The sequence below is a fragment of the Limnohabitans sp. Rim8 genome (assembly GCF_945901735.1).
GTDB lineage: Bacteria > Pseudomonadota > Gammaproteobacteria > Burkholderiales > Burkholderiaceae_C > Limnohabitans_A.
The window spans coordinates 76,850-89,062 of the sequence record NZ_CAMDLM010000005.1; the positions used below are offsets into that span (position 1 = coordinate 76,850).

At 60.8% G+C, this 12,213-nt stretch carries 13 protein-coding genes and 1 pseudogene; 4 read left to right on the forward strand and 10 right to left on the reverse strand.

The genetic code is table 11. From position 1 onward, the window contains the following. Positions 1-18: 18 nt before the first annotated feature. From Q0O99_RS03980 to Q0O99_RS04000, 5 genes are all read right to left on the reverse strand, one after another. Positions 19-897 (reverse strand): class III extradiol dioxygenase subunit beta, encoded by an 879-nt coding sequence (locus Q0O99_RS03980; protein WP_293748779.1) that lies wholly within the window; start codon positions 895-897, stop codon positions 19-21. A gap of 36 nt (positions 898-933) precedes the next feature. Continuing rightward, positions 934-1,371, reverse strand: a complete 438-nt coding sequence (gene ligA, locus Q0O99_RS03985) for a protocatechuate 4,5-dioxygenase subunit alpha (protein ID WP_293748780.1) — start codon at positions 1,369-1,371, stop codon at positions 934-936. Between the two features lie 147 nt (positions 1,372-1,518). Continuing rightward, on the reverse strand, positions 1,519-2,466 hold the full coding sequence (locus Q0O99_RS03990) for an amidohydrolase family protein (protein WP_293748782.1): 948 nt from the start codon (positions 2,464-2,466) through the stop codon (positions 1,519-1,521). Positions 2,467-2,660: 194 nt separating this feature from the next. Continuing rightward, entirely contained in the window at positions 2,661-3,344 is a 684-nt protein-coding gene (ligK, locus tag Q0O99_RS03995) for a 4-carboxy-4-hydroxy-2-oxoadipate aldolase/oxaloacetate decarboxylase (RefSeq protein ID WP_293748784.1), read from the reverse strand. Between the two features lie 57 nt (positions 3,345-3,401). Then, complete coding sequence (locus Q0O99_RS04000; RefSeq protein WP_293748900.1) at positions 3,402-4,430, reverse strand: amidohydrolase family protein; 1,029 nt, start codon at positions 4,428-4,430, stop codon at positions 3,402-3,404. 304 nt (positions 4,431-4,734) lie between these two features. On the opposite strand from Q0O99_RS04000, the gene Q0O99_RS04005 reads away from it, so the two are divergent. The 3 genes from Q0O99_RS04005 to Q0O99_RS04015 all read left to right on the forward strand — a co-directional run bounded on the left by Q0O99_RS04005 (position 4,735) and on the right by Q0O99_RS04015 (position 6,530). After that, the gene (locus Q0O99_RS04005) at positions 4,735-5,646 is read left to right on the forward strand and encodes a LysR substrate-binding domain-containing protein (RefSeq protein ID WP_293748786.1); all 912 of its coding nucleotides are present in this window, start codon (positions 4,735-4,737) and stop codon (positions 5,644-5,646) included. An 84-nt stretch (positions 5,647-5,730) separates the two neighbouring features. Then, positions 5,731-6,213 carry a nucleotidyltransferase family protein gene (locus tag Q0O99_RS04010; protein WP_293748788.1) on the forward strand — a complete coding sequence of 161 codons (483 nt, stop codon included), beginning with the start codon at positions 5,731-5,733 and terminating at the stop codon, positions 6,211-6,213. Then, complete coding sequence (locus Q0O99_RS04015; protein ID WP_293748790.1) at positions 6,198-6,530, forward strand: DUF86 domain-containing protein; 333 nt, start codon at positions 6,198-6,200, stop codon at positions 6,528-6,530. The genes Q0O99_RS04010 and Q0O99_RS04015 overlap by 16 nt, the downstream gene beginning before the upstream one ends. Before the next feature lie 222 nt (positions 6,531-6,752). Here Q0O99_RS04015 and Q0O99_RS04020 read toward each other — a convergent pair whose 3' ends face one another. The 5 genes from Q0O99_RS04020 to Q0O99_RS04040 form a co-directional block, all read right to left on the reverse strand. Beyond that, the gene (locus tag Q0O99_RS04020; RefSeq protein WP_293748792.1) at positions 6,753-6,920 is read right to left on the reverse strand and encodes a DUF4113 domain-containing protein; all 168 of its coding nucleotides are present in this window, start codon (positions 6,918-6,920) and stop codon (positions 6,753-6,755) included. Between the two features lie 27 nt (positions 6,921-6,947). Further along, the gene (locus Q0O99_RS04025) at positions 6,948-7,097 is read right to left on the reverse strand and encodes a hypothetical protein (RefSeq protein WP_293748794.1); all 150 of its coding nucleotides are present in this window, start codon (positions 7,095-7,097) and stop codon (positions 6,948-6,950) included. Between the two features lie 128 nt (positions 7,098-7,225). Beyond that, complete coding sequence (locus tag Q0O99_RS04030; protein ID WP_293748796.1) at positions 7,226-7,369, reverse strand: hypothetical protein; 144 nt, start codon at positions 7,367-7,369, stop codon at positions 7,226-7,228. Between the two features lie 172 nt (positions 7,370-7,541). Beyond that, positions 7,542-8,516 carry an alpha/beta hydrolase gene (locus Q0O99_RS04035; protein ID WP_293748798.1) on the reverse strand — a complete coding sequence of 325 codons (975 nt, stop codon included), beginning with the start codon at positions 8,514-8,516 and terminating at the stop codon, positions 7,542-7,544. A gap of 79 nt (positions 8,517-8,595) precedes the next feature. Beyond that, positions 8,596-11,481, reverse strand: coding sequence for an autotransporter domain-containing protein (locus tag Q0O99_RS04040; RefSeq protein WP_293748800.1), 2,886 nt, complete (start codon positions 11,479-11,481; stop codon positions 8,596-8,598). Positions 11,482-11,825: 344 nt separating this feature from the next. On the opposite strand from Q0O99_RS04040, the pseudogene Q0O99_RS04045 reads away from it, so the two are divergent. Continuing rightward, positions 11,826-12,185, forward strand: a pseudogene (locus Q0O99_RS04045) (GTPase); the annotation flags it as partial. Positions 12,186-12,213: the final 28 nt, after the last annotated feature.

The following is a 12,213-nucleotide window of genomic DNA, read 5'->3' on the forward strand; positions in this document are numbered from 1 at the left end:
AGACCGCTCCTACGAGGTTCAGATGTTTTCGAGGATAACGTGCCCCACCGCCGTGTTGCTGGCAGGCACATGGTAGAAGCGGTGACGCAGCTGAGGCGCTGGGCCTGTGACTTTGCCGTCCTCGACGTCGCTCATCGCACCACGCGCGATCAACCACATGACCAGCTCAATGCCTTCGCTGCCCGCTTCGCGCACGTAGTTGATGTGTGGCGTGGCCGCGCAGGCCGCCGGGTCGTTGATGAGTTGGTCCAACCAGGCGTTGTCCCACGCGCTGTTGATCAGGCCTGCACGGGCACCCTGCAGCTGATGGCTCATGCCGCCTGTGCCCCAGATGTGCACGTTGAGGTCTTCGTCATAGCTTTCAACCGCCTTGCGGATGGCTTGCCCCAAATTGAAGCAGCGCTGGCCGCTGGGCACGGGGTACTGCACCACGTTCACGGCGAACGGGATCACCGGGCATGGCCAGGCGTCATTGACCGGGTCTTTTTCGCCGCACACCAGCGACAGGGGCACCGTCAGGCCGTGGTCCACGTCCATCTTGTTGACGATGGTCAGGTCAAAGTCTTGCTGAATGACCGACTGAGCGATGTGACTGGCGAGTTCTGGATGGCCTTTGACTAAGGGAACCGGGCGTGGCCCCCAGCCTTCGTCAGCGGGCTGGTATGCGGCAGCGGTGCCAATGGCGAAGGTTGGAATCAGGTCGGAGCTGAAGGCCGTAGCATGGTCGTTGAACACCAAGATGATCACGTCGGGTGGGTTGTCCTTCATCCACTGCTTGGAGAATTCATAGCCCGCGAACACGGGCTTCCAATAGTCTTCTTGCGTCTTGCCCAGGTCCATGGCTGCACCGATGGCGGGCACATGCGAGGTGTAGACGGATGCGGTGATTTTGGCCATATTTGTTCTCTCTAAATAATCGGGATCTGACCCCAATTAAAGTTTTTTCCCGGCTGCGCCTTGGGGCTGGTTGTGCGCCTGGGCGCTGCCGTTTTCGCCGATGTAGCGGTTGCCTTCCACGCTGCGGCCGCCTGCGATCATCATGTTGCGGTATTCCCCTTCGGTCATCCCGGTCATCGAGCCCGCCATTTGCTGGAAGCTCTTGCCATCGGTCGCGCCGATCTTAGCGAGGAAGTAAATGTTGCCGCCGGTGCGCATGCACCAGTTCAGGTCGCGCGCCAACACGGCCTGCTTTTGCTCTTCGGTCATTGGCCACTCGTCCAGATAGGCCCGCTCGTCGGCCTTGAACTTTTCACGGTTCTCGGCTTTCATGAGTGACATGCAGAATTGGTTGAGCCAATAGCCTTTGCGCGATTGCTCGGCATCAAAAATGATGGTGCCGGGCACGTCTGTGTAGGGTTTGTCTAGAGCCATCAGGTTCCTTGGGGTTTCAATGGTGGTTCAAAGCAGGATCGCCACGTCGCTTCGCTCCTCGCGATGACGGCGCACAATGATCCCTTCATAGAGATGGATGTCCCAATTTTCGTCATGGCGAGCGAAGCGTGGCCATCCATGTGGACGTCAAGCCATCTCTTCCGGCCAATACAAGCGCATCGGGTTGTCCACCAACAATTGACGTTGCAACTCGGCGGTCGGTGCGATGTGCGGGATGAAGTCGACCAACAGGCCGTCGTCGGGCATGTGGTCTTTCAGGTTGGGGTGCGGCCAGTCAGTGCCCCACAACACGCGATCGGGAAACGCTTGCACGATGCGCTGGGCAAAGGGGATCACGTCTTGGTACGCGCCCCGTTCCAAATCTTTTTCGCCATTCAAAGCCTTGGGGCCAGTCACCGACAACCGCTCGGGGCAAGACACCTTGCTCCAGACATTGGTATGCTCGCGCATGAATTTCTCGAACAACGCAAACTGCGGTCCATCCACAGGCAGCGACACATCGGGGCGGCCCATGTGGTCCACCACCACGGTGGTGGGCAGTGCGGTGAAGAAATCCCACAGCTCAGGCAGGTCCACGGCTTCAAAGTAAATGACCACATGCCAACCCCATTTCTGGATGCGGCTGGCGATCTCCATCAGCTCGTCCTTGGGAGTGAAGTCCACCAGGCGCTTGACGAAGTTGAAGCGCACGCCGCGCACACCGGCGTCGTGCATGGCCTGGATTTCTTGGTCGGTCACGCTGCGCTTGACGGTGGCCACGCCACGCGCTTTGCCGCCCGAGCTGACCAAAGCGTCCACCATGGCGCGGTTGTCCGCACCATGACAGGTGGCCTGCACCACCACATTGCGCGCAAAGCCCAAGTGGTCACGCAGCGCATACAGCTGGTGCTTGCTGGCATCGCATGGCGTGTACTTGCGCTCGGGCGCATAGGGAAATTCGGCGCCGGGCCCAAACACGTGGCAATGCGCATCCACCGCGCCTGCGGGCAGTTGGAAGCGCGGCTTGCTTGGGCCGGTGTACCAGTCCATCCAGCCCGGGGTTTTGGTGAAGTCACCAGTGGTCGGTTTGCTCATGTCGAATGCCTTTCAAATGTCTTTTGTAGGTCGGTGCCTTCAGGTCCGACATCTTCAGCCTCATCTCAAGGCCACGTCGGGGCTGAAGCCGCCGACCTACATGGAATCGGTCCTTTGTAGGTCGGTGCCTTCAGGTCCGACGCAGCGCACCCAAGGTCCTTGTCGGGGCTGAAGCCGCCGACCTACAAAGAAAATCAATCGATGTACTTCAAACCCGCAGCCGCCAGTGGCTCGCGCATCTTGTACATGTCCAAGCCCAACACGCCTTGGGCCAATTTTTCACGCTTGGCACCCTCATTGGCTTCACGCGCTTGCGACGCTTCCAGTGTCTTGGCCACCAAGGCTTGGGGGACACACACCACGCCATCGTCATCGGCCACGATCGCGTCGCCGGGGTGAACGATCATGCCCGCGCACACCACGGGGATGTTCACCGAACCGATGGTCGCCTTGATGGTGCCTTTGCTGCTGATGGCTTTGCTCCAGACGGGAAAGCCCATCCGTGTCAGCTCTTTCACGTCACGCACACCGGCGTCGATGATGAGAGCCCGTGCGCCACGGGCCATGAAGGAGGTGGCCAGCAGGTCGCCAAAGTAGCCATCGGTGCATTCGGCGGTGATGGCCGCGACCACGATGTCGCCAGGCTGAATTTGCTCGGCAGCCACATGCATCATCCAGTTGTCGCCGGGGTGCAGCAGGACCGTGACAGCCGTGCCGGACACCTGTGCGCCCGCATAGATGGGGCGCATGTAGGGCTTCATGAGGCCCACACGGCCCATGGCTTCGTGCACGGTGGCCGAGCCGAGGGTGGCCAAAGCATCGGTGCTGGCGCGGTCAGCGCGGGTGATGTTGCGGTAAACAACGCCGAGTTCGTACATGTTCTTTCCTTTGTTAATCAGTTGGTAAGAGAGCTAAAGATCTGTCACGCAAAGTCCTTAGATGCCTTTGGCCTTCAGCTGGTCGTCCAGCCGCTTGAACACTCGGCGCGCATTGCCTTCAAACACCTTATAACGCTCTTCGTCGTTCAGGTTGGCCGTGGCTTGCACGTAGCGCTTGGTGTCGTCAAAGTAGTGGCCGGTTTCGGGGTCGATGCCGCGCACCGCGCCGATCATCTCAGACGCAAACAAGATGTTCTTGACCGGGATCACCTTGGTCAGCAGGTCAATGCCAGGCTGGTGGTACACGCAGGTGTCAAAAAAGATGTTGTTCAGCAGGTGCTCGGTCAACAGCGGTTTTTTGAGTTCTTGCGCCAAGCCACGGAAACGGCCCCAGTGGTAAGGCACCGCGCCGCCGCCGTGCGGGATCAAAAACTTCAATGTTGGGAAATCTTTGAACAGGTCTGAAGTCAGGCACTGCATGAAGGCCGTGGTGTCGGCGTTCAGGTAGTGTGCGCCGGTGGTGTGAAAGCAGCTGTTGCAGCTGGTGCTCACATGGATCATGGCGGGGATGTCGTACTCGACCATCTTTTCGTAAATCGGGTACCAGGCCTTGTCGGACAGCGGTGGCGAAGTCCAGTGGCCACCCGAGGGATCGGGGTTGAGGTTGATGCCGACGTTGCCGTATTGCTCCACGCACTTGACCAGTTCGGGGATGCAAGTGGCCGGGTCCACACCCGGCGACTGGGGCAACATGGCCGCTGGCACAAAGTGGTCGGGGAACAGCTGCGCCACTCGGAAGCACAACTCGTTGCAGATCGCAGCCCAAGTCGACGAGACGTTGAAATCGCCGATGTGATGGGCCATGAAGCTGGCTCGCGGGCTAAAGATGGTGATGTCCGAGCCGCGCTCTTTCATCTTGGCCAACTGGTTGGTCTCAATCGTTTCGCGCAACTCGTCGTCGCTGATCTTCAATTCGGAGACTTTGGGCATGGACGCCGGGTCCTTGATGCCTGCAATTTGCTTGTTGCGCCACTCTTCCAGCGCCTTGGGGGCGGTGGTGTAGTGGCCGTGCACGTCGATGATCAAAGGTTTCGTTTGGCTCATGGCGGTTCCCTGCGTTGATGGTGTCGCGTCGGTCGATGACTGCCGGCCGGACTTTGCATGCCATGGTGCAATTTGTAGGTCGGAGGCTTTAGCCCCGACAGGCTTCACCGGTGCACTGTGTCGGGGCTAAAGCCTCCGACCTACAAAAGACATGCTTCAAATTTGAAGCCTAGATTGTGCAGGCACACCCTGCCCCCACAAAGGCCCATCACCATCTACCAGCTAGAACAAATTCGCATAGCCAAGCCCTGGGTATGACAAAATCAAACCCAGAGAAAGGCCGTTCATGGACCTCAAACAGCTCGAATACTTTGTGCGCGTGGCCGAACTGGGCAGCTTTACGCGAGCGGCCCAAGCCCTGAACATCGCCCAACCCGCGCTCAGCCGCCAGGTACGCCTGCTCGAAGTCGAGCTGCGGCAAAACCTGCTGGTGCGCAACGGGCGCGGCGCCACCCCCACCCAGGCCGGGCTGCTGCTGCTGGAGCATGGCCGGGGCATCTTGCACCAGGTGGAGCGCGCCCGCGAAGAACTGGGCCGGGTGCGCACGGGCCTGACGGGACGCGTGGCTTTGGGGCTTCCGCCCAGCGTGGCACGGGTGCTGACGGTGCCGTTGACCCGGGCTTTTCGCGCCAAAATGCCCGATGCCCAACTGTCCATCAGCGAGGGCCTGTCGAGCGCGATGCAGGAAAACCTGCAAAACGGTCGGCTGGACATCGCCGTGCTCTACAACCCCAGTCAAGTGGCTGGCATCCAGCACACGGCGCTTGCGAAAGAAGAGCTGCTGCTGGTGCAGCCGCGCCCGCCGGGCCTGCAAGAGGACCCGCCCCCGCCCGCCATCAGCCTGCAAGAAGTCGCCGCCCTGCCCTTGGTGATTCCCACGCGCCCCAACGCGATCCGCATGCACGTGGAGTCTGAAATGGCCGCCATCGGCTGCCGCCCCCTGATTGCGCTGGAGATCGACGGCGTGAGCGCCATCCTGGACCTGGTGGCCGACGGCGCGGGCTACGCCATCTTGCCGCGCAACGCCGTCATGCGCTCGGTGCGCCCATCGGCGTTTTCGGTGCGGCCCTTGAAGCAACCGGCGCTGCACATCCAGCTGACCACCGCCATCAGCGCGCAACGCCCCAGCACCCTCACCCAGCAAGCCACACTGGCCCTGCTGACCGAGATGGCGGTGCAGTGTCTCAGCCCGCCTTGACGGTTGCACGCCCTGCGCATAACGGCTACCGACAGGTGCCCTAACACGCGGCACCGCCCCCAGTCCGTATGACAAAATGATGCAATGCCAACCCCAACCGCACCGATTGAAGTCACTGCCCCAAAGCCGCCCGGCCAAGGGGTCGGCAGCACTGCGGACATCTCAGCCATTTCAGCCATTACGCAGTTGCCGCAAATCAGGCAAGCCCTGAGCGCAGTCGTCGGCTTGCGCTTGGCCATTGTTTTCGGGTCCTGCGCCAAAGGGCAGGCCAAACCCGACAGCGATCTCGACATGGCCTTGGCCTTTGACCAAGCCATGAGCGTGCAACAACACATCGCTCTGATCGAAGCACTGGCGCTGGCCACGGGCCGTCCCGTTGACCTGATCGACCTGCGCACCGTGGGCGAACCTTTGCTGGGCCAAATCATGCAACACGGCGTGCGCATCCTGGGCAGCGATGTGCTGCACGCGCAATACATGACACGCCACGTCATGGACGCCGCCGACTTCATGCCCTACCAGGCCCGCATACTGCAAGAAAGAAGGCAGGCATGGATGCACAAGTGATCGACCAAAAACTCGAATCATTGCGCCGTTGCCTGATGCGCATTGAGTCCAAACAGCCTTTTGATGCAGAACAACTGGCCAATGACTTCGACCTGCAAGACATCGTCTCACTCAACCTGACCCGGGCCGTTCAGATGGCAGTGGACATTGGCGCTCACATCGCAGCCAGTTACAACCAACTCGGCCCAGCCACCATGGCCGAAACCTTTGAACAACTCCATGGCATGGGTGTCATCAGCAGCGATCTGGCGATTCAACTCAAAAAGTCCGTTGGTTTCCGCAACATCGCGGTGCACAACTACAGCACCATCAATTGACAAGTGGTTCACGCCATGATCGCGGGCCATCTGGACGACTTCAAGGACTTTGCGCGTGCAGTGAGCCTGTGGCAGCACGGGTCATCGCGCCAAGCCAAAACCTGACCACCCCCATCAGCGCACAACGTTCCAGCGCCAGCGTGTGTCACGCTTGTGCGTCCGTGCCCACCATCAGCAATTTGGACCAATCGGTGGTGTAAGCCGACGACAGCCGCTCCTGTGTCATCCTGGTTTTGCCCCAATGCCACCAGCGCTGCTCAGCACCAGGCTGCCGCGTCCATAACGCTGGTTGATTTGGTCCATGGCTTGCATCAGGCGGATGCGGTTTTCGGGCATGGTGTCGTCAAAGTCCAGCGTCAGTTGTTGGCGGGTGGCCGGTTGCAGGTCCATCAGCATCACGCCGGCTTTGGCGTATTTCTAGCCGGGGCGGTAGATGTGTTTCAGGATGGCGCAGACCGTTTGGGTGATGTGCGCGCTGTCGCTGGTGGGGCTGGGCAGGGGGATGCTGGCACTGCGGCTGTATTGGGGGTCTTTTTCTCGGAAGGGGCTGGTGCGGATGAAGGCCATCAGTTGGCCGGTGTGGCTGTTTTATTTGCGCAGTTTTTCGGCGGCGCGGCAGGCAAATTCGGTGATGGCTTCTTGCAGTTCGTCCCACCGCGGATGCCGCTGAGGTCGACAAAGCTTTCGTCGAAGGATTAGACCTCTTGGTTGTGGCCCAGGCCTTCGGTCAGGCTCATCATGCGGTCGCTCATGTCGCCGTAGAGCGCAAAGTTGGCCGAGAGGGTGACGAGTCCGGCTTCTTCCTCCAAGTGGCGGATCTTGAACCAGGGCGCGCCCATCTTGATGCCCAGCGCTTTGGCTTCGTCAGAGCGGGGAATGGGGCAGCCGTCGTTGTTTCTGAATGACCCTAACTGTTAGTAAGGAATAAGTTCACAGCTATTTCACTAGCTAAGTCAGGACTAACACTTTTAGCAAAAAACATCACTCTAAAAAGCCAAATGTGTGCCCGGTTTAGGCACATAGCGGGTAATGAATGTTGCGATTTGACAGCCCTTTACCTGACATTGGTAAGTCGAGATAGATCGCCGGCTTTGGTGACCACATCATCCAAGTTGGAAGCTGCGATTTATCAGGTTTAATGTTTGAAATACTGCGCTCAATCTTTAATTTCATTCCATAACTGCGGCCAGTTTTTTCCCAGCAACAAGCGTGGTCGTATCCCTCCAGCACACGAACTTCCGGCCTACGCTGCGGAGAAAAGTGGGAGGAATAAGAATCTGCAACGAGCTTGGGCACCACTGTATCGGACGCCGCCACCAAATGCACCTGTTTGAGATGGGTCAGTTGCCCGGAGAAGTCTGCCGGATTCAAAGAACCATGGAGCGGCGTTGCACGAAAGTGCTCGGTCCAGGCCTGGGTGTCCAGGTTTCCAGCCACGGTCACCAGCAGTGTGACATCCGGCCGGTGCGCTGCAACCAATGCCGCGACCGCCCCACCACCGGAATAACCCACCAATTGAATCCGCCGTGCACCATAGCGACTTTTAAGTGCATCCACTGCGCTCGAGGTGGCCGCCACCACTTCTGGTGCAAAACGCTTGTCAGTCCAATAACTTAGCTGGCATGCAGATACATCGTCGCCAGCAACGTATTGGCAAGGGCGTGCTAGGTAAACCGCCACCCCGCCTGGATGTGCCAACGCCAGTTTCAAACCAACAGGGTCACGCGGCGTCGGGTCCGCAGAGGGCATGTCGCGGGTCACCCACGCCAGACCATCCCCCTCGATGTAAATAGTGAGCGTGTCTGTCGCAACGACTGCCACGGGAAGATAGGCAGTCAAGGTAAACATGCCGGCTGGCAAATCAGTACGTTGCCAACCTTTGGCGCCTGCCAGCGCACTGGCTGCTTGGCCGCGTTCCGAAGGCGTAGGCACGCTAACGCAGGCTACCAGGCAGCAGGCGCTCAACGCCAAGGATAAACGCAACATCAGGGCATTTTAGGCCTCAAGCCTTGCATCCAGTGCGCCGACAGCTATCAAATACGCAGCACTATTTTGCTGACCATGCTCAAAAAGCCCACCGCACCTTAGCGGACAGAGTCTGGTTTGTATAGCCCGCGCGGGCCTCCACGTCATAGCGGCCGGTCACCTCCAGCCCCATGGCATTCTTGCTCACCAACCCCACACCCAACCGGTAGGTGGTGGCCTCAACGTTCATGCCCCGCGTGGTAAACGCCAGGCCCGGGGCGCCCGCATACGCGGCCGTGATGCTGGACTGTTTCGCTTTGGCGTCATACGCCACGCCCAGGTTGACGTTGAGCGTGGTGGCCGGGCTGAGTGTGTGGGTTATCTTGCCGTCGAGGGCGTAGATGAGTTGTTCGCTGGTACGCCCGTTTACCACCAGGTTCAACACTCCCGCACCGGCCTCGGTATAGCCGTCGTCTTTGACCTGGGTGTAGTCCACCCGCACGGTGGGGGTGAAGCTGGTGGTCTCGTTCATGGGGTGGATGCGTCCCAGGCCTATGCCTGCATGCAGGCTCTGGCTCCTGTAGCTGGAGTCGGCGGCCAGGCCAAAGGAGGAGAGTTCGCGGCGCCCCTTGTTGGTGTTGTTGCCGATGCCACCCTGGTAGCTGAGTTCGGTATTCGCATCCAGGCTGGTACTACCGTAGCCGATGAGTTGGTAGACGTCGACCCGGGTGGCTTGAGGGGCGTTCGCCGAGTTGCTGTCGACTGCTGCATTCGCGTAGGCAAAGGCTGCGCCCAGCCGGGTGGTGTTGGATAGGGTGCCGTCGACGCCACCCGCGATGCCGTAGACACGGGCTTTGTAGCCGGAGACGCCACCGCTATCGTCCTGGCTTGCGGCGGAGCCAAAGGGTTTGAGCCAGACGTTTTTGTCGCCATAAAAGCTGTCGCCCGAGGACAGGCCGTTGTTGCCCTCGATGCGGGCCTGCACTACGCGGTTGATGCCCGAGAGGGCTCCTCTGGTGGCTACGGCGCTGTCGCCGGTGAGCAGGGGGAGGGTTTGCGAGGTGGCATCAGAGACTTTCTGCTCGGTGGTCAGGCGGCCGAACAAGCTGCCGATCGACCCAGTGGGATCGCTGTTGATGATGGCATCCAGCGTGGCCGCGGCACCCGTGGCGGGCGTATTGCTCTGGTTTGTCACGCTGGTCAGCACCGTGGTGGCCCGGGCAATCCGAAGGTCCACGGTATTGCCGTCCTTCACCGCGGAAAAATTGAACAATAGAGAATTGTCCGTTACCGCGAAGCTACCGTCTGAAACCAGCGTGGTAGCGCTGATGACGTCGGCCAGCGAGGTGGCGGTAAAGCTGAAGTTCGGGTCGGCGGCGTTGACGTTGATCTTGGCATTGCTGGGCAATGTCGCGGTGCCGTTCACCACCAGCTTGCCGTAGGTGGTGTTATCGGTCACATCGACACGGAAGGTGGCGCTGGCGGGCAGATTCAAGCTGCCATTGAGGGTGGCCGTGCCGGTGTTGACGCGCAGAACGTCGCCGCTGCCGCTGCTGCTGAGAACGACCCCGCCGTTCAGGGTCGAGCCTGCGCCGAGGATCAGGGTATGCCCACCGCCGGAAAATTCGATGGCATTGGCCCGCGTTGCACCCGCCAGGCCGCCAGAGATAGTGCCGAGGTTGGTGATCGTAGCCGTGCCGCCGGTGATCTTGATGCCCGCGCCGCCGGCGCCCTGGGTGCCGCCCGCGCCGCCCTCGATCAGGCCGCCCGCAAGGTTCCGCAGATTCAGCGTGCCGGCGCTGGAGAGCACTGCCGCACCGCCAACGCCGCCCACTGTGCCCGCAAGGCCGGCCGCCCCGCCAGTGCCGCCAGCGCCCCCAGCGCCGCCATTGCCGCCAGGGCCGGCATTGTCAGTCCCGGGAACATCTCCTCCAACCCAATTGCCGTCAGCGCCGTCAGCGCCGGCAGAGGCACCCAAACCCCCGGCATTGCCGCCAACACCGCCGAAACCGCCAGGGTTAAATCCATTGCCGCCATTGCCGCCATTGCCGCCATTGCCGCCATCGCCAGCAAGGCCGTTACTCGCACCAGGACCGCCCGCACCGCTAGCGCCGCCATTGCCACCAGCGCCGCCATCGCCACCAGCGCCGGCAAAGTCACCAACGCCGCCAACGCCACCAACGCCGCCAGTGGAGCCATTGCCACCGACGCCGTTCGCGCCCATTGCTGCTCCCGGGACGCCACCGGTGCCACCCCTAAGGACGCCCGCATTAATGAGCGAGAGTGTGCCGGTACCGGAATTAAGGACTGCCGACCCGCCAGTCCCGCCAATTCCACCATTGCCGCCATTGCCGGCATTTCCCCCACGGCCGCCAGCACCACCATTGCCGCCAGTGCCGCCATTACGGCCACCGGCACCACCATTACCGCCGGCACCACCATCACCGCCTATGCCACCGTTTCCACTTTCACCCCCTTCACCACCGGTGCCGCCCGTGATCGTGCCGGTGTTGTAAAACCCGGTGACATTTGCGGAAGTGTTCCCATAGGCTGCAACGCCGGTGCCGCCTGTACCGCCGACAGTGCCGTTATTGCCATTGCTGCCAGCGGTGCCAGCACTGCCGTTATTGCCAATGCTGTTAGAGGTGCCAGCGGTACCAACAGCGCCTGCGGTGCCATTGGTTCCAGAGACCCCATCCCCTGCGGTCGTACCAACGCTACCGGCGCCACCACTGACACTCGCTGCGTTCGTGTTGCCGCCGGTGCAGCCAGCCAGGTTGGTCTCGGTACAACTCGCGTTATCGGGGATATCCAAGGGCGCCGCGAAGGACACGTCAGTGCCGAGCGCCAGAACGGCCGACAGCGTGGCGAGTGCCACGGTAGAGCGCGCACTGCGCCCGCCCTTGCCTTTGGCAGTGGCTTTTTCATGGGTAACGATAAAGCAGCCGCGTGCTTCGCTCCACATCAAGCGAAAGTTCTTGTTCATGTGCATGCAACGGCGGGGCGCCATTTAGTGAGGAAAGTCTCCTCATTCTAAGCAAACCTGTGCGCCATGACACCAAACAAAATATGACGATATCTGACGTCTTATGACATCAACTAATGCGCAGCGCCTCCACGCAAACTGGGCGTGCTCAGCGCCCCGGCAAAGCGGTAGCCCACGCTATGCACCGTGATCACCGGAGGCTCGGCGATGCCCCTCTCGACAAAGCGCTGGCGCACTCGGCGCACAAGGGTGCTGAGCGCGGCCTGGGAGGACTCATCATCGCGGCCATAAAGGGACAGGCAGGCGACATTGCGCGGCACCGATTCGCCCACGCTTTTGCCCAGCAGGGCCACATCAAAGAGTTCATTGCCGCTGCGGGTGTGGGCCTGACCTCGCAATACATCGAAGAGTTTGGGCGCAAGCTGTTGGGCGGTTTGCTGGGCAAGGCCGGGGGCAAGCTGATCGGCGGTCTCGGCAGCCAAGCCACGGGTATGGCGTTTTCATTCGCCAGCACCTACGCGCTCGGCCATTTGGCCAAACGCTATTACGCAGGCGGTCGCGTCATGTCCACCGACTTGCTGCGCCAAACTTACCAAGGCCTGCTGGGCAGCGGCAAAACTCTGCAACAACAACATTTGGGCGACATCCAGGCCCGGGCGTCCACCCTGGACGCGGGCGAGGTGATGCGCATGGTCCGGGGCTGAATGGGTGCGGCGCCATCCAGCCAAGTCA

Bases quoted from the DNA above. Each gene is read 5' to 3' on its own strand.
- Q0O99_RS04020 (WP_293748792.1), bottom strand. From the start codon at position 6,920: ATGGACCTGCAACCGGCCACCCGCCAACAACTGACGCTGGACTTTGAC.
- Q0O99_RS03990 (WP_293748782.1), bottom strand. From the start codon at position 2,466: ATGAGCAAACCGACCACTGGTGACTTCACCAAAACCCCGGGCTGGATG.
- Q0O99_RS03980 (WP_293748779.1), bottom strand. From the start codon at position 897: ATGGCCAAAATCACCGCATCCGTCTACACCTCGCATGTGCCCGCCATC.
- Q0O99_RS04015 (WP_293748790.1), top strand. From the start codon at position 6,198: ATGGATGCACAAGTGATCGACCAAAAACTCGAATCATTGCGCCGTTGC.
- Q0O99_RS04010 (WP_293748788.1), top strand. From the start codon at position 5,731: ATGCCAACCCCAACCGCACCGATTGAAGTCACTGCCCCAAAGCCGCCC.
- Q0O99_RS04025 (WP_293748794.1), bottom strand. From the start codon at position 7,097: ATGGCCTTCATCCGCACCAGCCCCTTCCGAGAAAAAGACCCCCAATAC.
- Q0O99_RS04035 (WP_293748798.1), bottom strand. From the start codon at position 8,516: ATGTTGCGTTTATCCTTGGCGTTGAGCGCCTGCTGCCTGGTAGCCTGC.
- Q0O99_RS04040 (WP_293748800.1), bottom strand. From the start codon at position 11,481: ATGAACAAGAACTTTCGCTTGATGTGGAGCGAAGCACGCGGCTGCTTT.
- ligA (WP_293748780.1), bottom strand. From the start codon at position 1,371: ATGGCTCTAGACAAACCCTACACAGACGTGCCCGGCACCATCATTTTT.
- ligK (WP_293748784.1), bottom strand. From the start codon at position 3,344: ATGTACGAACTCGGCGTTGTTTACCGCAACATCACCCGCGCTGACCGC.
- Q0O99_RS04030 (WP_293748796.1), bottom strand. From the start codon at position 7,369: ATGGGCGCGCCCTGGTTCAAGATCCGCCACTTGGAGGAAGAAGCCGGA.
- Q0O99_RS04005 (WP_293748786.1), top strand. From the start codon at position 4,735: ATGGACCTCAAACAGCTCGAATACTTTGTGCGCGTGGCCGAACTGGGC.